The sequence below is a fragment of the Streptomyces sp. genome (assembly GCF_035644915.1).
GTDB lineage: Bacteria > Actinomycetota > Actinomycetes > Streptomycetales > Streptomycetaceae > Streptomyces.
In genome coordinates, this window is the sequence record NZ_DASQNP010000221.1 from 1 (window position 1) to 18,372 (window position 18,372).

15 protein-coding genes and 1 tRNA gene are annotated in these 18,372 nt (G+C 73.3%); 3 read left to right on the forward strand and 13 right to left on the reverse strand.

Annotated elements, in window-relative coordinates:
• The 8 genes from VE546_RS24085 to pgsA all read right to left on the reverse strand — a co-directional run.
• Positions 1-336 (reverse strand): crossover junction endodeoxyribonuclease RuvC (locus VE546_RS24085; protein WP_324925810.1); only part of this gene is annotated, 336 nt, incomplete at its 3' end.
• Positions 337-487: 151 nt separating this feature from the next.
• Positions 488-1,240, reverse strand: a complete 753-nt coding sequence (locus VE546_RS24090) for a YebC/PmpR family DNA-binding transcriptional regulator (protein WP_324925811.1) — start codon at positions 1,238-1,240, stop codon at positions 488-490.
• Between the two features lie 57 nt (positions 1,241-1,297).
• The gene (gene pdxT, locus VE546_RS24095) at positions 1,298-1,903 is read right to left on the reverse strand and encodes a pyridoxal 5'-phosphate synthase glutaminase subunit PdxT (RefSeq protein ID WP_324925813.1); all 606 of its coding nucleotides are present in this window, start codon (positions 1,901-1,903) and stop codon (positions 1,298-1,300) included.
• 101 nt (positions 1,904-2,004) lie between these two features.
• Positions 2,005-2,934 carry a pyridoxal 5'-phosphate synthase lyase subunit PdxS gene (gene pdxS, locus VE546_RS24100; protein WP_414720562.1) on the reverse strand — a complete coding sequence of 310 codons (930 nt, stop codon included), beginning with the start codon at positions 2,932-2,934 and terminating at the stop codon, positions 2,005-2,007.
• 189 nt (positions 2,935-3,123) lie between these two features.
• Complete coding sequence (locus VE546_RS24105) at positions 3,124-3,681, reverse strand: hypothetical protein (protein ID WP_324925834.1); 558 nt, start codon at positions 3,679-3,681, stop codon at positions 3,124-3,126.
• A 38-nt stretch (positions 3,682-3,719) separates the two neighbouring features.
• Positions 3,720-4,892 (reverse strand): glycosyltransferase family 4 protein, encoded by a 1,173-nt coding sequence (locus tag VE546_RS24110; protein WP_324925815.1) that lies wholly within the window; start codon positions 4,890-4,892, stop codon positions 3,720-3,722.
• Positions 4,889-5,821 (reverse strand): phosphatidylinositol mannoside acyltransferase, encoded by a 933-nt coding sequence (locus VE546_RS24115; protein WP_324925817.1) that lies wholly within the window; start codon positions 5,819-5,821, stop codon positions 4,889-4,891. Before VE546_RS24115 ends, VE546_RS24110 begins: the two co-directional genes overlap by 4 nt.
• Positions 5,818-6,558 carry a phosphatidylinositol phosphate synthase gene (gene pgsA / locus VE546_RS24120; protein ID WP_324925819.1) on the reverse strand — a complete coding sequence of 247 codons (741 nt, stop codon included), beginning with the start codon at positions 6,556-6,558 and terminating at the stop codon, positions 5,818-5,820. The genes VE546_RS24115 and pgsA overlap by 4 nt, the downstream gene beginning before the upstream one ends.
• 306 nt (positions 6,559-6,864) lie before the next feature.
• Between pgsA and VE546_RS24125 the strand changes: the two genes are divergently transcribed.
• Both VE546_RS24125 and VE546_RS24130 read left to right on the forward strand, forming a co-directional pair.
• Positions 6,865-9,156, forward strand: a complete 2,292-nt coding sequence (locus VE546_RS24125; RefSeq protein ID WP_324925821.1) for an elongation factor G-like protein EF-G2 — start codon at positions 6,865-6,867, stop codon at positions 9,154-9,156.
• Positions 9,157-9,308: 152 nt separating this feature from the next.
• A complete protein-coding gene (locus VE546_RS24130; RefSeq protein WP_324925823.1) occupies positions 9,309-10,976 on the forward strand; it encodes a hypothetical protein in 1,668 nt (555 codons plus the stop codon).
• A 73-nt stretch (positions 10,977-11,049) separates the two neighbouring features.
• Here VE546_RS24130 and VE546_RS24135 read toward each other — a convergent pair whose 3' ends face one another.
• Entirely contained in the window at positions 11,050-11,610 is a 561-nt protein-coding gene (locus tag VE546_RS24135) for an HIT domain-containing protein (protein ID WP_324925824.1), read from the reverse strand.
• A gap of 153 nt (positions 11,611-11,763) precedes the next feature.
• A complete protein-coding gene (gene thrS / locus VE546_RS24140; RefSeq protein WP_324925826.1) occupies positions 11,764-13,743 on the reverse strand; it encodes a threonine--tRNA ligase in 1,980 nt (659 codons plus the stop codon).
• A gap of 203 nt (positions 13,744-13,946) precedes the next feature.
• Between thrS and VE546_RS24145 the strand changes: the two genes are divergently transcribed.
• The gene (locus tag VE546_RS24145; protein ID WP_324925828.1) at positions 13,947-14,672 is read left to right on the forward strand and encodes a 3'-5' exonuclease; all 726 of its coding nucleotides are present in this window, start codon (positions 13,947-13,949) and stop codon (positions 14,670-14,672) included.
• 68 nt (positions 14,673-14,740) lie between these two features.
• On the opposite strand, the gene VE546_RS24150 is transcribed toward VE546_RS24145, so the two are convergent.
• The 3 genes from VE546_RS24150 to VE546_RS24160 form a co-directional block, all read right to left on the reverse strand.
• Positions 14,741-14,815 (reverse strand) — tRNA-Val (locus VE546_RS24150).
• Between the two features lie 90 nt (positions 14,816-14,905).
• Entirely contained in the window at positions 14,906-15,451 is a 546-nt protein-coding gene (locus tag VE546_RS24155; RefSeq protein ID WP_324925836.1) for an SRPBCC family protein, read from the reverse strand.
• Positions 15,452-15,559: 108 nt separating this feature from the next.
• A complete protein-coding gene (locus VE546_RS24160) occupies positions 15,560-18,316 on the reverse strand; it encodes a Tat pathway signal sequence domain protein (RefSeq protein ID WP_324925830.1) in 2,757 nt (918 codons plus the stop codon).
• Positions 18,317-18,372 lie beyond the last annotated feature (56 nt).

Below are 18,372 nucleotides of genomic sequence, written 5' to 3' on the forward strand. Positions count from 1 at the left end.
GATGGCCGCCTTGACCTCGCTGGGGGTGTGCAGGGCGACGGGCAGCCCCCGCCGGGCCGCGCAGAGCATGGCGACCGCGCTGGCCTGGGCGGTGCCCATCACGGTGCGGACGTTGTGCTGGCTGAACACCCGCTCCACCGCGACGACGTCGGGCCGGTGCTCCTCCAGCCACTCCTCCACGCCGCGCTCGACGAGCACCAGGCGTTCGGCGACCTCGGCGTCGGCGGGCGTACGGATGACGCCGACCCCGGCCATCCGCAGCGGGCGGCCCGGGGCCCCCTCCACCACTCCGATACCGCAGCGGGTCAGGCCCGGGTCCACGCCGAGCACGCGCACGGCGGCCCCCTCTCGTCCACCTCGTCGTTCGATCGTTTGTTCCCGCAGGTTATCGGTTGTCACCGACAACGCCGACGGGCGGCACGAAAAGGGGCGGGCGCCGGGCCGTCCGGGGCAGGCGCCGCGTCGGGTCGGGCCCCGGCCGTGGGGGTCAGGCCCCGACCTTCGCCATGATCTCGTCGGGCACGTCGAAGTTGGCGAAGACGTTCTGCACGTCGTCGCTGTCCTCCAGGGCGTCGATCAGCTTGAAGATCTTGCGCGCGCCCTCCTCGTCCAGCTCCACCTGCATGGTGGGCACGAAGTTGGCGTCCGCCGAGTCGTAGTCGATGCCCGCCTCCTGCAGGGCGGTGCGCACCGCGACCAGGTCGCCGGGCTCGCTGATGACCTCGAAGGACTCGCCGAGGTCGTTGACCTCCTCGGCGCCCGCGTCCAGGACGGCGGCCAGCACGTCGTCCTCGGTCAGGTCGCCCTTGGGGACGATGATGACGCCCTTCCGGTTGAACAGGTACGACACCGAGCCCGGGTCGGCCATGGAGCCGCCGTTGCGGGTCATGGCGACGCGCACGTCGGAGGCGGCGCGGTTGCGGTTGTCGGTGAGGCACTCGATCAGCAGCGCGACGCCGTTGGGGCCGTAGCCCTCGTACATGATCGTCTGGTAGTCGGCGCCGCCCGCCTCCAGGCCCGCGCCGCGCTTGACCGCGCGGTCGATGTTGTTGTTGGGGACGGAGTTCTTCTTCGCCTTCTGGATGGCGTCGTAGAGGGTGGGGTTGCCGTCGGGGTCGGGACCGCCCAGCCGCGCCGCGACCTCGATGTTCTTGATCAGCTTGGCGAAGAGCTTGCCGCGCTTGGCATCGATCACGGCCTTCTTGTGCTTGGTGGTTGCCCACTTAGAGTGGCCGGACACAGCCTCGCTCCTTCGATGTCACCAACGGGAAAACAACGCGCCGATCCTACAGCCGACTCACCGTGACGCCGCGCGCACCATCTCGGTGAAGAGCCGGTGCACCCGGTGGTCGCCGGTGAGTTCGGGGTGGAAGGCGGTGGCCAGCAGCCGGCCCTGGCGCACGGCGACGGGGTGGCCGTCGAAGACCGCCAGTTCCTCCACGTCCGCGCCGGTGGACTCCACCCACGGCGCGCGGATGAAGACGCCCTCGACCGGTCCGCCCTCGACGCCCGCCATCTCGACGGACGCCTCGAAGGACTCGTTCTGCCGCCCGAAGGCGTTGCGGCGCACGATCATGTCGATGCCGCCGATGGTCTCCTGGCCGGCCCGGGGGTCCAGGATCTTGTCGGCGAGCATGATCATGCCCGCGCAGGACCCGTAGGCGGGCATGCCCGCGCGCACCCGCTCGCGCAGCGGCTCCATCAGTCCGAACGCCGTGGCCAGCTTGGAGATGGTGGTGGACTCGCCGCCGGGGATCACCAGGCCGTCGACCTCGGCGAGCTCCTCCGGGCGGCGGACGGGGCGGGCCGTGGCGCCGGCCGCCTCCAGCGCGGCGAGGTGTTCTCGGACGTCGCCCTGGAGGGCGAGGACTCCGACGGTGACTTCGGTGGTCGCGGTGGTCACGGGGCGTACCTCTTCGTGGACGTCGTGGACGTTCCGGACGTTCCTGAACGTGCGGGAGGGGCGGCCCGCGGTGCGCGGGCCGCCCGTCGTGCGGGTCGGGGTCACCAGCCCCGGCCGGCGAAGCGCTCGGCCTCGGACAGGGTGTCGCAGTTGATGCCGACCATGGCCTCGCCCAGGCCGCGGGAGACCTCCGCGATGACCTTGGGGTCGTCGTAGAAGGTGGTGGCCTTCACGATGGCGGCGGCGCGCTTGACCGGGTCGCCGGACTTGAAGATGCCCGAGCCGACGAAGACGCCCTCGGCGCCGAGCTGGCGCATCAGCGCAGCGTCGGCCGGGGTGGCCACACCGCCGGCGGAGAACAGCACCACCGGCAGCTTGCCCAGCTCGGCGACCTCCTTGACCAGCTCGTAGGGGGCGCGCAGCTCCTTGGCGGCGGCGTACAGCTCGTTGTTGTCCAGGCCCTTCAGCCGCGCGATCTCATTCTTGATCTGGCGCAGGTGGCGGACGGCCTCGACGACGTTGCCGGTCCCGGCCTCGCCCTTGGAGCGGATCATGGCCGCGCCCTCGGCGATCCGGCGCAGGGCCTCGCCCAGGTTGGTGGCGCCGCAGACGAAGGGCGTGGTGAAGGCCCACTTGTCGCTGTGGTTGACCTCGTCGGCCGGGGTGAGGACCTCGGACTCGTCGATGTAGTCCACGCCGAGCGCCTGGAGCACCTGGGCCTCGACGAAGTGGCCGATGCGGGCCTTGGCCATCACCGGGATGGAGACGGCGTCGATGATGCTCTCGATCATGTCGGGGTCGGACATGCGGGCGACGCCGCCGTCCTTGCGGATGTCGGCGGGCACCCGCTCCAGGGCCATGACCGCGACGGCACCGGCGTCCTCGGCGATCTTCGCCTGCTCCGGGGTGACGACATCCATGATCACGCCGCCCTTGAGCTGCTCGGCCATGCCGCGCTTGACGCGCGCGGTGCCGGTCTCGGGCGTCGAGGCGGTGGCGGTTTCGGGCGTGCTGGGAGACGTGCTGGACAAGGTGTGACCTCACTCGACGACGGTTGGGACGGTGGGCGGCGACGGGCGGCGACGGCGCCCATGCGGTGAAACCATCGTAGGGCCGTTCGATTCGCTTCCGGATCTACCGCCCGGTCCACTTCACAGTGATCCCTGCTACAGGACTGATAAAACGGCCCGACTGGCCGCCGTGCAAGGGCCAATCGGAAGTCAGTGGCCTTCTGGGACCGGATTCGTGCGGTCCGCCAGGACGGCCGGCGGCTCGTCGTCCATCTCGAAGGCCAGGGGGAAGGGCGCGTGTCCGGCCAGCCGGAACCAGCGCACCGTCCGGTGGCGCCGCAGGGCCCGCGCGGCCCGTACGGCGTCGTTGTGGAAGCGCCGCGCCATCGGCACCCGGCGCACCGCGGCGGCCAGCTCCTCGGCGGTTGCCTCGCCGCCCGGCGCCGCCCGGACCGCCTCCAGTTGCGCGCTCTCGGCGAACACCGCCCGCAGCGCCTGGCTGAGCTCGCTCTCGGCGACCTCCCGCTGGTCCTCCTCGGCCTGCCGGGCGTCGTGGGCCGCCTGGTACAGCACGATCGAGGCGGCCGGGTCGAGCACCCCCGCGGTGGCCAGCTCCTGGGCGACGGAGGCGCGCCGCAGCAGTTGCGCGTCCAGGGCGGCCCGGGCCGCGTCGATGCGGGCGTGCAGCCGGTCCAGGCGTCCGGCGGTCCAGCTCAGGTAGACGGCGGTCAGCAGCAGTGCCGCCGCGATCCAGACGATCGTGGTGATCACGGTTCAGTTCCTCGGTCGCTCGGTCGTCCGCGCCCTCAGTCCCGGGCCAGGCCGAGGCGGGCGCGCAGTCCGACGCGCTCGTCCGGCGCGACCGAGGCGGCGCCGTCGGTGACGGTCTCGTAGACGGCCAGGATGTCGGCGCCGACGGTGGACCAGTCGAAGCGGCGGACGTGGCGGCTGCCCCGGTCGCGCAGCTCGGCGCGCCGGGCCGGGTCGCCCAGCAGACGCACCGCGGCGGCGGCCAGGGCACCGGCGTCCTCGTTGGCGTACAGCTCCCCCGCCTCTCCCCCGTCCAGCACCTGGGCGAACGCGTCCAGGTCGCTGGCCAGCACCGGGGCCCCGGCGGACATCGCCTCGACGAGGATGATGCCGAAGGACTCGCCGCCGGTGTTGGGGGCGACGTAGAGGTCCACGCTGCGCAGCAGCCGCGCCTTGTCCTCGTCGCTGACCATGCCCAGGAACTCCACCCGTCCGCGGAGCTCGCCCGGCAGCCCGGCGACGGCCTCCTCCGCGTCGCCGCGTCCGGCCACCAGCAGCCGGGTGCCGGGGCGTTCGGCGAGTATCCGCGGCAGCGCCCTCATCAGGACGGGCAGTCCCTTGCGGGGCTCGTCGATGCGGCCTATGAAGCCGATCGTGTGCTCCCCCTCCCGCCCCTGCCACTCGGCCCTGGGCTCGGCCCCGGCGAAGAAGCCGACGTCCACCCCGTTGGGGATGACGACCGCGTCCCCGCCCAGGTGCTCCACCAGGGTGCGGCGGGCGTACTCGCTGACCGCGATCCGCGCGCTGATCTTCTCCAGCGCGGGCTGGAGGATCGGGTACGCGGCGATCATCGCCCGCGAGCGCGGGTTGGAGGTGTGGAACGTGGCCACGATCGGCCCCTGCGCCGCCCAGCAGGCGAGCAGGGACAGCGAGGGCGTGGCGGGCTCGTGGATGTGCAGGACGTCGAAGGCGCCCTCGTGCACCCAGCGGCGGACGCGCGCGGCGGACAGGAAGCCGAAGTTCAGCCGGGCCACCGAGCCGTTGTAGGGGACGGGCACCGCCCGTCCGGCGGGGACGACGTACGGCGGCAGGGGGGTCTCCTCGTCGGCCGGGGCCAGGACGGACACCTGGTGCCCGAGGCCGATGAGGTGCTGGGCCAGGTCGCGGATGTGGAACTGGACGCCGCCGGGGACGTCCCAGGAGTACGGGCAGACGATGCCGATCCTCAACGCTTCTCCGTTTCCGGACTCGTCCCGTCGCGCGCCCCGGCCCGCGGCTCCAGGTCCGCCGACCACAGTCGTTGCAGCATGTGCCAGTCCTCCGGGTGCTCGGCGATGCCCGCGGCGAAGCCGTCGGCCATCGCCTGGGTCATGGCGGCGGCCCTCTCCCGGCGGGAGCCCCCGGCGGGGACCTCGACGGGCGGCAGGACGCGGCCCTTCATCACGGGCGAGGAGTCGAACCACAGGTGGGCCGGGAGCAGCACGGCCCCGGTCTGCAGGGCCAGCATGGCGGGTCCGGCGGGCATCCGGGCCGGTTCCCCGAAGAACGTCACCTCGATGCCGGAGGCGGACAGGTCGCGGTCGGCCACCAAGGCCACCAGCCCGCCCGCGCGCAGCCGCCGGGCCAGGACGCCGAAGGCGGCGCCGCCGGTGTGCGGCAGCACCTCCATGCCCAGGCTCTCGCGGTAGGCGACGAAGCGGTCGTACAGGCTCTCGGGTTTCAGCCGTTCGGCGACGGTGGTGAACGGGATGCCCAGGCCGGTGGTGAGGTAGGCGCCGGCCAGGTCCCAGTTGGCCATGTGCGGCAGGGCCAGTATCACGCCGCGGCCCGCGTCGAGGGCGTCGGTGAGCCGGTGCAGGTCCTCCACCTCGACGCTGTCCCGGACGCGCTGCGCGCTCCACACCGGCAGCCGGAAGGACTCCATCCAGTAGCGCAGGTAGGAGCGCATGCCCGCGCGGGACAGCTCCGCCAGTTGCTCGGGGTCCGCGCCGGGGACGACCCGGGCGTAGTTGGCCTCCAGGCGCCGCACCCCCTGGCCGCGGCGCCGCCAGGCGGCGTCGGCGATGGAGCGGCCCAGGGCCGCGGCGGCGGGTTCGGGAAGCCGTTTGACCGCGCTCCAGCCCAGTCCGTACAGGGCGTCGGCCAGCCGGTCCCTCACGGGGCCTCACTCCCCTGCCCGGCCGCGGTGGCGCCGTTCCGTCCGGGGGGCCGGCCGGACGCGCCGCCCCCGCCGCCCTGCCCGGTCCCGCCCCGCGCCGCCGCGGCGTCCGCCTCGGCGGCCTCCCGGCGCACGGTCACCATCCGCTGGAGGATCGTCACCAGGCTGCCCGCGGCCACCACCCACAGGGCGACGGGCAGCAGGACCCCGATGTGCGGGACGCCGAAGGTCGTCTCGAAGCCGGCGAGCCCGGCGCACACCAGGGTGATCACCAGCCGCTCGGCCCGCTCGACCAGGCCGTTGACGTTCACCGGCAGCCCGATGCTCTCGCCGCGTGCCTTGGTGTACGACACCACCTGGCCGCTGGCCAGGCAGAAGATCGCCACCGCGCACAGCACGGGGTCGCCGCCACCGCCCGCGTACCACAGCGCGATCCCGCCGAAGACCGCCGCGTCGGCGATGCGGTCGAGGGTGGAGTCGAGGAAGGCGCCCCAGCGGCTGGACCGTCCCGACTGCCGCGCCATGGTGCCGTCGACCAGGTCGGAGAAGACGAACAGGGTGATGGTGACGGTGCCCCAGAAGAACTCGCCGCGGGGGAAGAAGACCAGCGCCCCCGCCATGACGCCGCCGGTGCCGATGAGCGTGACCGTGTCGGGGCTGACCCCCAGCCGGAGGAGCAGGGCGGCGAACGGTGTGAGAACACGCGTGAAGAACGCACGCGCGTACTTGTTCAGCATGGCCTTCCCGGGGTCGAGGTGGGCCGGTGGCCAAGGGGGCCATCGGCGCGCCCATCGTAGCCAGCCCCCGCCGGCCGGCCACCAAGGCAGGGGAGGGCGGTCCCCGGCCGGCCCGGGACCGGCGCCGGTCCTGTCCCGACCTGCCCGTTACGGCGCAGCCTACGCCGTGTGCGCCGAACATCTCCATGCGCCCCGTATGGACGGACCTCGCATCCGGTGGAAAGCTCGGAGGCAGCGCTTCGTGTGCGATCCACCATCCGACCCAACCACCAGGCCCCGCGGGGGGCCGAACGGGAGGCGGGAGACATGGGCGACAGGACGAGCACACACCCCGGGGCCGCGGGCAGGGCACCGGTGGCCGACCGACCCGGTTCCCTGCGGAACGTGGTGCTGGTCGGCCACAGCGGTGCCGGGAAGACGACGCTGGTCGACGCCCTCGCCCTGGCGTCGGGCGCGGTCAACCGCACGGGCCGGGTCGAGGAGGGCGGGAGCCTGTCCGACTACGACGAGATCGAGCACCGGCAGCAGCGCTCGGTGCAGCTCTCCCTGGTCCCCCTGGAGTGGAACGGCATCAAGATCAACCTGCTGGACACCCCGGGCTACGCCGACTTCGTCGGTGAGCTGAGGGCCGGCCTGCGGGCCGCGGACGCGGCCCTCTTCGTGGTCTCGGCCGCCGACGGCGTGGACGGCTCGACCCGGCTGGTGTGGGAGGAGTGCGCGGCCGTCGGCATGCCGCGCGCCCTGGTCGTCACCCATCTGGAGGCGTCGCGCGCGGACTTCGACGAGATGACCGAGACCTGCCGGCAGGTCTTCGGCGGTGACGACCCCGACGCCGTGGTGCCGCTGTACCTGCCCCTGCGCGGGGAGGCGGGGACCTCCCCGGCGGGACGGGGCGGCAGGAGCGACGGGCACGCGCCGGTCGCCGGGCTGATCGGGCTGCTGACCCAGCGCGTCTTCGACTACTCCTCCGGCGAGCGCGTGGAGCGCCCCCCGGGCCCCGAGCACCTGCCGCTGATCGAGGAGGCCCGCAACCGGCTCATCGAGGCCGTCATCGCCGAGAGCGAGGACGAGACCCTCATGGACCGCTACCTCGGCGGCGAGGCCGTCGACGTCGGGACGCTGATCGGGGACCTGGAGAAGGCCGTGGCCCGCGGCGTCTTCCACCCCGTGCTGGCCGCCGCGCCCGCGGCGGAGGGGGCGCGGCAGGGCCTGGGCACCGTGGAGCTGCTGGACCTGATCACCCGCGGCTTCCCCGACCCCACCGAACGGGAGATCCCGCCGGTCACCACTCCCGACGGCCGTCCCCGTCCCCCGCTGGCCTGCGACCCCGACGGCCCGCTGGTGGCCGAGGTCGTCAAGACCTCCTCCGACCCCTACGTCGGCCGGATGTCGCTGGTGCGGGTCTTCTCCGGCACCCTGCGCCCGGACACCACCGTGCACGTCTGCGGCCACGGTGCGCGGCGGAGCGTGGACCCGTCCGGCAACGGACACCGGGCCGACTCCCCCGGCGGTCCCGCCGGGCGGTACGACGGCCCGGAGGGCCACGAGGAGGACGAGCGCGTGGGCGCCCTGTCCGCTCCCTTCGGCAAGCAGCAGCGGCACCTGCCCAAGGCCGTCGCGGGCGACCTGGCCTGCGTCACCAAGCTCTCCCGGGCCGAGACCGGCGACACCCTCTCGGACCGGGGCGATCCGCTGCTGGTGGAGCCCTGGGTGATGCCCGACCCCCTGCTGCCGGTGGCCATCGAGGCCCACAGCCGGAGCGACGAGGACCGGCTCTCCCAGGGGCTGGCCCGGCTGGCCGCCGAGGACCCCACGCTGCGCGTGGAGCAGAACCCCGACACCCACCAGGTGGTGCTGTGGTGCATGGGCGAGGCGCACCGCGAGGTGGCGCTGGAGCGGCTGCGCACCCGCGGCGGCGTCCGGGTCGACGCCGTGCCCCACCGGGTGGCCCTGCGCGAGACCTTCGCCGAGCCCGCGACCGGGCGCGGCCGGCACGTGAAGCAGTCCGGCGGCCACGGCCAGTACGCCATCTGCGAGATCACCGTGGAGCCGCTGCCGGTCGGCTCGGGCATCGAGTTCGTCGACCGGGTGGTGGGCGGCGCCGTGCCGCGCCAGTTCATCCCGTCGGTGGAGAAGGGCGTACGGGCCCAGGCGGCGCGCGGTGTGACCGCCGGGCATCCGCTGGTGGACATCCGGGTCACCCTCGTCGACGGCAAGGCCCATTCGGTGGACTCCTCCGACGCCGCCTTCCAGACGGCGGGCGCGCTGGCCCTGCGCGAGGCGGCCGCCGACACGCGGATCCACCTGCTGGAGCCGGTCGCCGAGGTGCGGGTGCTGGTCGCCGACGAGTACGTGGGGACGGTGATGAGCGATCTGTCCGGGCGCCGCGGCCGGGTGGTGGGCACCGAACAGGTGCCCGGTGGCAGCACCCTGGTCCGCGCGGAGGTCCCGGAGACGGAACTCGGCCGCTACGCGGTGGACCTGCGCTCCCTGTCGCACGGCACGGGCCGGTTCTCCCGCTCCTACCTCCGCCACGAGCCGGTGCCGCAGCAGATGGCGGCCAGGATCCGCGAACAGGCCGAAACGGGCGTGGCGTGACCCCGGGATGAGGATACGCTGAACGCCACGGCGACAGGCAGGACGGCACGGCAGCGCGGCAACGGGCGCGACAACAGGTGTGCGGCGGGCCGCTGTTGGGAACGGTGGGAACGAGCCTGTCGTCGGACGGCGCGAGCGGAGTGGGGGCACCATTGGCGGGCTTCGATGACGTCGAGGGCGGCGCGTACGACTTCAGTCCCGGCGCGCAGGTCCCGTTGACCGGGGCCGGCGGCGGACAGACCGCCGCCACCCAGGCACTGGCCTCGGCCGCCTACCGCGACGGCCCGGTGACGGACCTGCTCGCGGCGAACGACGAGGCCGCCGTCTCGGCGCCGCGGTTCTCGCTCTTCGAGCCGAACCTGGGCGAGGCGTTCTCCCGCGCGGTCCAGGCGCGGATGCTCGGCGGTGCCCGCAAGGCGCTGATCCAGTCCTTCGGCTGCGAGCCGCAGACCGTGGTCGAGCACTGCCTGGCGGCCAACCGCATCCGCCGGCAGCGCGACGCCCGGCTCACCGCCGTGATGGTGATCTTCGGGCTCCTCTTCCTGCCCGGGGTCCTGCTGTGGCTCGGCGGCTTCCAGCTCCGCCGCACCCTGGCGGGCGCGCAGGACAGGAGCGCCGGGGCGCTGGGCATGATCGCGATGGCCGGGCTCGCCGTGCTCGCGGTGGTCTTCGTGGTGCAACTGCCGTTCACCGGCTTCTGGGCGATCTACCTGCGCGTCATGCTGGTCGCCCCGGTCATCGGCTGGCTGTGGGCGAAGCAGATCTGCGAGCGCTACGCCAAGGACCTGCGGTCCCGCTGGGAGGGGCTGCTCTCGGGCGGCGGCGTCGGCGCCAAGATCCCCGAGGCCGTGCCGCACGCCCCCGGCGACGCGGGCGCCGAGAACATCCGGCTGAACCTGGCCAAGCTCGCCGCCGAGCAGCGCAGCAACCTCGTCTTCTACGCCGGCCCCAAGGGCATCCTCGGCATGGGCACCCGCTGGGGGAGCTGGCAGCTCGCCGAGGAGCTGGTGCCCGCCACCCCCGGCACCGAGATCCACCCCTTCCGGAGCTGGGACGTGATCCGCGCGATCCACGACCAGTTGCGGATGCTGGAGCGCGGGCCGCTGCACACCGGCGGCTTCCCCACCCCCTCCATCCGGCACTGGATCGTCGCCCCGGTCGGGGAGGGCGCCAAGGAGGTGTCCCGGCCCGACGGCCAGGAGGTCGAGGCGTACCGGATCAAGGACTTCGAGGTCCAGCGGATCTGCAACGAGCAGCAGTTCGGCAGCGGCAACCGCCACTACCTCGGCGTCCAGTTCGTGCTGTGGGACGGCCAGCTCGTGATCACCCTGCTGGTCAACGTGACCGTCCTGCACCACACCCTGCGCATCGAGGTCACCGGCCACGCGCTCGGCCCGGTGCACCCGCTGTTCACCACCAAGCCGTCGCCGAGGACCAAGACGGTCTCCAAGACCGTCAGGTTCTGGGAGACCAAGGACATCACCCTCCCCCTGATCGAGGCCCGCGAGGTGGTGCGGCTGGCGGCGCGCGCTCCCCTGACGTGGTTCCCGCCGGTGCTGGACTTCCTGGGCGGCAAGCTGAGCCTGCCCGAGCCCTTCGGGCTGCGGCACGTGTGGGCCGACAAGCCGTGGCGCCACCGCTTCATGGCCGACGACGCCCTGCGCACGGCCACGCCGGTGCTGCGGGTGGTGCACGCGGCGGCCCTGAAGGTGCTGAAGGAGAACGGCGTGGACACCGAGAAGTTCGGTGCCCGCTCGCTGGCGCTCAGCGGCCAGGTGCAGGCCGCCGAGCCGGGCCGGCCCGACGTGTACAACGCCTGAGCCTCATCCGCCCGGCCCGCCGCGGCCGCCCTGCTCCCGCGCGGGGCGGGGGCTGCGGCGGGCCGGGCGGTCCTCAGTCGGCGGGCCAGGCCTCGGCGAGCATCCGGCGGGTGTCGGCCAGCAGTTGCGGCAGCACCTTGGTGTGGCCCACCACCGGCATGAAGTTGGTGTCGCCTCCCCAGCGCGGCACGATGTGCTGGTGCAGGTGGGCGGCGATCCCGGCGCCCGCGACCGCGCCCTGGTTCATGCCGATGTTGAATCCCTGCGCTCCGGAGGCCGCGCGCAGCGCCCGCATGGCCCGCTTGGTGTAGTCGGCCAGCTCCACCGTCTCCTCGTCGGTGAGGTCGGTGTAGTCGGCGACGTGGCGGAAGGGCACGACCATCAGGTGGCCGCCGTTGTACGGGTAGAGGTTGAGCACCGCGTACACCCGCTCGCCGCGGGCGATCACCAGCCCGTCCTCGTCGGACTTGGCCGGGATCGTGCAGAACGGGCAGCCGTCACCGGCCCCCGGGCCGCTCGGCTTGTTCTCCCCCTGGATGTAGGCCATCCGGTGGGGCGTCCACAGGCGCTGGAAGGCGTCCGGCGACCCCACCCCGATCTGCTGCTCCGGCTCGCTGCTCATGCGGGCCAGCATAGGACTTCACCGCCCCGCTCCGCGCCGTCGGGGCGGACATCGGCGGCGGTGCGGGACCGCCCGCTCCGCACGCGAACGGGTGGGGCCCGGCACGGTCGCGCCGGGCCCCACCCGGAGGAGGTACGGACGGCCGGAGGGGCCGTGCGGCGGCGGTCAGACCTGGACGCGGGCCTCGACGGCCTTGACCATCTCCGCGACGGCCTCCTCGCGCGGCACCCCGTTCTTCTGGGAGCCGTCGCGGTAGCGGAAGCTCACCGCTCCCGCCGCCATGTCGTCGTCACCGGCGATGATCATGAACGGCACCTTGCTCTTCTGCGCGTTCCTGATCTTCTTCTGCATCCGGTCCGCGGAGGAGTCCACCTCCATCCGCAGGCCGGCGGCCCTGGCCTGGGCCGCGAACTCCTCCAGGTACGGCACGTGGGCGTCGCCCACGGGGATGCCCACCGCCTGGACGGGGGCCAGCCAGGCCGGGAAGGCGCCCGCGTAGTGCTCCAGCAGGACGGCGAAGAACCGCTCGATCGAGCCGAACAGCGCCCGGTGGATCATCACCGGCCGCCGGCGGGAGCCGTCGGCCGCGGTGTACTCCAGCTCGAACCGCTTGGGCTGCTGGAAGTCCACCTGGATCGTGGACATCTGCCAGGTGCGGCCGATGGCGTCACGGGCCTGGACGGAGATCTTGGGCCCGTAGTAGGCCGCGCCGCCCGGGTCCATCACCAGCTCCAGGCCCTGCTTGCCGGCGGCCTGCCGCAACGCCTCGGTGGCCTCCTCCCACTCCTCCGGCTCGCCGATGAACTTCTCGGAGTCGTCGCGGGTGGACAGCTCCAGGTAGAAGTCGCTCAGGCCGTAGTCGCGCAGCAGGTTCAGCACGAAGGTGAGCAGGTTGTCCAGCTCGTCGGGCATCTGCTCCTTGGTGCAGTAGATGTGCGAGTCGTCCTGGGTGAAGCCGCGGGCCCGGGTCAGGCCGTGCACCACACCGGACTTCTCGTAGCGGTAGACCGTGCCGAACTCGAACAGCCGCAGGGGGAGTTCACGGTAGGACCGCCCGCGCGCCTTGAAGATCAGGTTGTGCATCGGGCAGTTCATGGCCTTGAGGCGGTAGTTCTGCCCCTCGAACTCCAGGGGCGGGAACATCGCGTCGGCGTAGTTCGGCAGGTGCCCGGAGATCTCGAAGAGCCTCTCCTTGGAGATGTGCGGGGTGTTGACGAACTCGTACCCCGCCTCCTCGTGGCGCCTGCGGGAGTAGTCCTCCATCACCCGGCGGACGGTGCCGCCCTTGGGGTGGAAGACGGCCAGGCCCGATCCCAGCTCCTCGGGGATGGAGAACAGGTCCAGCTCGGCGCCGAGCTTGCGGTGGTCGCGCTTCTCGGCCTCGGCCAGGAACTCCAGGTACGCCTTCAGCTCGTCCTTCGACGGCCAGGCGGTGCCGTAGATCCGCTGGAGCTGGGGGTTCTTCTCGCTGCCCCGCCAGTACGCGGCGGCCGACCGCATCAGCTTGAAGGCCGGGATGTTGCGGGTGGTGGGCAGGTGCGGACCGCGGCACAGGTCCTTCCAGCACAGCTCGCCCGTCTTGGCGTCGAGGTTGTCGTAGATGGTCAGCTCGCCCGCGCCGACCTCCGCGGAGGCGCCCTCGGCGGCCTCGGCCGCGTTCCCCTTGAGCCCGATCAGCTCCAGCTTGTACGGCTCCCCCGCCAGTTCCTCGCGGGCCTCCTCGTCGCTGGTCACCCGGCGGGAGAAGCGCTGGCCGCGCTTGATGATCTCCTGCATCCGCTTCTCGATGCGCTTGAGATCGTCCGGGGTGAACGGCTCCGGGACGTCGAAGTCGTAGTAGAAGCCGTCCCGGATGGGCGGACCGATGCCGAGCTTGGCCTCCGGGAAGAGGTCCTGCACGGCCTGGGCCATCACGTGCGCGGTGGAGTGCCGCAGGATGTCCAGGCCGTCGGGGCTGCCGATCTCCACCGGCTCGACCTCGTCGCCGTCGGCGAGCTCGTAGGACAGGTCCCTCAGCCGGCCCCCGACGCGCGCGGCGACGACCGAGCGGTCGCCCTCGAAGAGCGCGGCGGCCGTGGTGCCCGTGGTCACCACGCGCTCTTCCCGCTCGGAATCGCGTTGGATGATCACACGGACGTCCGCCACCGGTCTCTCCTGACTGCCTTCTGTCGTGGTGCGCGTCAGCGATCGCTGCGCACCGTGAATCGTACCGAGCCGGGGGCCCTCACTGCGAAACGGTTCCGGGCAGCGCGCGAGGGCCGGAGGTTGATCGCGCGCCGGGCGAGGTATCAGCGGGGCGACGGACACGGCCGGCCCGGCGCCGGAGCGGACACGGAGGGGAACGGGACATGACGGTGTGGTACGAGGGGCCGCTCGCCGCCTTCGACACCGAGACCACGGGGCTGGACCCGGAGCGGGACCGGATCGTCTCGGCCGCGCTGGTGGTCCAGGACGCGCCCGGCCGGCCGGTGCGCGCCACCTGCTGGCTGGTCGATCCCGGGGTGCCGGTGCCGAAGGAGGCGTCCGCGGTGCACGGGCTGACCGGGGAGCACCTGCGCGAGCACGGCCGCCGCCCGGCGGAGGTGCTGGGGGAGGTCGTCCGGGCCCTGGCCGCGCAGCAGTCCTCGGGCAGACCGCTGGTGGTGATGAACGCGCCGTTCGACCTGACGCTGCTGGACCGGGAGTTGCGCCGGCACCGCGACACCTCGCTGGCCCGCTCCGTGGGGTCCGCGCCGCTGTGCGTGCTGGATCCGCGGGTGCTGGACAAGCACCTGGACCGCTACCGCAGGGGCCGCCGCACCCTGACCGACCTGTGCGGGCACTACGGCGTGGAGCTGACCGGGGCCCATGACGCCGAGGCCGACGCCACGGCGGCGCTGAAGGTCGTACGGGAGGTGGGCCGCCGCTTCGCACCGCGGCTGTCGTCGCTGTCACCGGCCGAACTGCACACCCTGCAGGAGGTCTGGCACGCGGCCCAGGCGCGGGGTCTGCAGGCGTGGTTCGCGCGCAACGGCTCCGACGAGGAGGTCGATCCGGCGTGGCCGCTGCGGCCGCCGGTCCCGGCCGCGGTCTGAGGCACCGGCGCCCGGGACGCGAAACGGCGAGGCCGGTCCCGTCCGCGGACGGGACCGGCCTCGCCGGGTGGTGGGCGATACTGGGTTCGAACCAGTGACCTCTTCGGTGTGAACGAAGCGCTCTCCCACTGAGCTAATCGCCCTCGTTCGGTGCCCTCGGCACGACGAGAACCATACAGGGCGGCCGGGTGTTCATCAAAACCGCTTCCCGTACCCGGCGTCCGCCCCGGTGTTCACCCCCGCGACCGGCCCCGTGTCCCTCCCCCGGGCCCGCCCCGGCCGTCCGCCGGTCCGGACCTCCCCGGGCCGTCCGCCAGCCGGCGGCACAGCCCGCGCCGCCCGGCGCGCATCATCAGGGCGTGGTTGGCCGCGAACAGGGGGCGGCCGGGCAGCGCCAGCACCCGCAGCAGGGGCTTGCGGACCTCCACCTCCTGCTCGAAGACGGCCCGGGTGCCGCCGTCCACACCGCGCGGGACCAGCCGCCAGCGGGCCCAGCCCTCCAGGTCCCCCGCCATGGAGACCGCCAGGACGCGGGCGCCGGGGTCGCGGTACGTCTGCCGGGCGGTGACCCGCAGGTCGTACGGCAGGAGGGAGCGGAAGCGGGCGGTGCCGGTACCCCCGCCACCGGCCCCGTCACCGTCGCCGTCCCGCCAGCGGACCTCGCGCACCTGCGGCCACCACTCGGGGTACTCCCCGGCCCGCTCCAGGACGGCGTAGACGGCGTCCGGCGGCGCGTCCAGCTCCCAGACGCTGCGGAAGCGGTAGTGGTTCAGGCCCATGGTCACGGTCCTCCTCGGGACGGGGGCGCGTCCCCGTCCGTGCCGAACGTCCCACCCGCCCCTCCTGCCCCGGCCGTCCCCCGCCACGCATCGACGGGTCGTCCGGGGTCATTCGGGGATGCGGTCGCCGATCAGGGCGAGGTTCTGGATGGCGGCCAGGCCGTACAGGGCGGTGGTGTTGGTGTCCACCCAGGGGGCCTCGCTGCCCTCGACCAGCGCCATGGGGCCGGTGATCCTCTCCGTCCGCCACGGCGAGGACTCGCCGTAGCCCCACTGGTCCTTGGTGAAGAACTCCCGCCAGGCGCGGGTGGCGTAGGCGTCCCCGTCCTCATTCGACCGGGAGGCCGCGTAGGCGGTGAGGCGTGAGTGTCCCTGCTGGAGGATGAGGCCGGTGGCGTGTCCCCCGAGTTCGGCCTGCTGCTCCTCCCTCGTGGCGCCGTAGAGGCGGCAGTACTGGAGCCAGGCGTCCTCGAAGCCCTCGACATCGGTGAGGTGGATCAGTTCGGCGCAGATCTCCACCTGGCCGAACATCGCGCTCAGGTGGCTCATGGCGACCTTCGGCCCCTCCTCGGCGAACTCCCCGGTCTCCAGGTCGTAGCGGCCCTCGCCGGTGCAGAAGCCGTTGGGCATCCGCGCGATGGTGCGCATGGTGGCCTTGAGCTTCCTCTCGGCGGTCTCCGCCGCGGGACCGCGGCGCTCCCACTCGGTGAGCCATGCGGCGGCCAGCCCGCTCCAGTCGGTGCCCAGCCCGATGCCCAGCGCCCTGGGGTCGGGCTCGTAGGGCTCGGTGCGGACCTTGCGCAGGGGATCGAGGACGAGGAAGGTCCTGTCGGAGTCGACCAGGGCGCGCATCAGGTCGCCGCAGCGCTCGTCGGCGGTGAGGAAGTAGTACGGGCGCCGGTAGGCGGCGGTGGAGATGCGCTGCTGCTTGGCGCTGTCCGCGTAGTGCTGGACGCCGTGGCGGGTGCCGAGCCCGGCCCATGTGCCGAGGTGGTAGACGTCGACCTCGCCGGTGTGGCGGGTCATGGCCTCGGCGAGGCGGAAGACGTCGGCGCGGCCGGAGCGCAGGTAGGCGTACCACAGCCACAGGTCCGGGGAGAGTTCGGAGTTGTCCCAGGCGTAGCCCCCGACGTCGTACCGCCACTGGTGCCGGTCCGGGTCGTAGGTGTGCATGATGTCGCCGTAGTCCCAGAAGCCGTACCAGCGGCGCTGTTCCACCTGGTCCCGGTAGTGGTCGAAGAGGAAGTCCAGGTGGTCCTCCAGCCTCGCCCTGGCGGGCGTGGAGCGGTCGACGGGGGCGAAGAGGCCGCCGAACACCCCGGCGGTGGTGAGGTGTCGGGGCGGGGCGGCGAGCTGGGGCGGGGTCTGCACGGCCGCGGCCTGCCGGGCGAGGGTCTCGCCGTCGGGGGTGGCGCCGTTGGCCCAGAACACCAGCTCGCTGGTGCGGGCGATGCCGTACGGGGTGCCGAAGCCCGGTTCGTGGTCCTCGTAGGTGATGTCGAGCCCCTCCAACTGCTCGGCGTGGGTGTCTTGGCCCATGCCGTCGTGGTAGAAGCGCAGGTCCATCGGCCGGGCCTCGGGCGACCAGAGCCAGAGGGTGATCTCGGCCTCCTCGCCCGCCGCGCCGCGGACGTCGAGCTGGGCCGGGTGCTTGCGCCAGAAGTCGCGCAGCCCGAAGGAGAGTCCGCCGCCCGCGCCGCCGACGTAGCCGAAGCCCGACGCCCGGCGTCCGCCGCCCGCCGCGATCCAGCCGTGGCCGGGCCCGGTGCGCTTGCGCACGGTGAAGCCGTCGGCGCTGAGCTGACCGAGGGTGTAGTCGCCCCAGGCGGGGACGAGGTGCAGCCGGCTGGTGACGCGCTGGTCCCAGGTGGCCGGGTCGGGCAGCCTCTCGCCCCTGACCTGCCGGGCGCGCACCTCGGCACCGGGGTCGCGGCGCAGTCCGGTGATCCCCCGCACGGCCTCCGACAGCAGCCCCCTGCCCTCGCCGCCGATGCGGACGTGCCGGTCGTGGAGTTCGTCGCGCATCGGGACGGTGAAGCGCACGCCGAGGCCGCGGATGAAGTCCTCGTGCTCGTCGCCGTCGAAGGTGATGGTGTGCACCATCCGGAAGGAGTCGGCACCGGCGTGGAAGTACAGGCGGACGCTGAACGGCAGCCAGGCGCGCCCTCCGCGGCGGTGCCGGCCGTCGATGCGGACCACCGCCCGGACCGGGCCGTCCTGTTCGACGGTGACGTCCTCGATGTCGCCGTCGAAGCGCTCCCACGTCTCCGAGCCCCGGTCGCCGTCGTCGATCCGTCCCTGGCGGAGCAGGACGAGGCGGCCGTCGCCGGCGATCTCGGTGCCGCCCCTGCGGACGGAGGTCACCAGGGCCTTCCCGCTTCCGCCGACGCGGGCGGTGACGACGCCGGTGTCCACCTCGACGGCACGGCCCCTGCGGGTGACGGTGACGGCCCGGGCGGGGGCGGCGGGGGCGGCGCCGGGGGTGAGGCGGTAGGAGGCGGCGTTCCCGGCCTCGGGGCCGACGGCGTGCGCGGTCCACTTCAGGGTGCCGTCGGGCCAGTACGCGGTGGGCCAGGTCTGGACGGGGACCTGTCCGCCGTCGGCGGTGGTCAGCGAGAACGGCGTTCCGGCCCGGAGGGCGCCCCGGGGCCAGGGCACTCCGAAGGTGTTGCCGGGGGCCGCGCCGAGGCCGCCGTCCTCCAGCCAGGTGATCTCCACCGGGCCGTCCGCGCCCCGGTGGCCGTCGGTGGTCCCGGTGGTGCGGGCCGCGGGGGCCAGGGCGTCGCCGGGCAGCCGGGACGCCTGGGCGGCGGCGCCGGCCGCGGCGGCCGCCCGGAGCACGCCGCGTCGGGGGATCGAGGACATCCATCCTCCTTGTGAATGGCAGGGGCATGACAGATTGCCGCGCCGTCCGGGCCGGT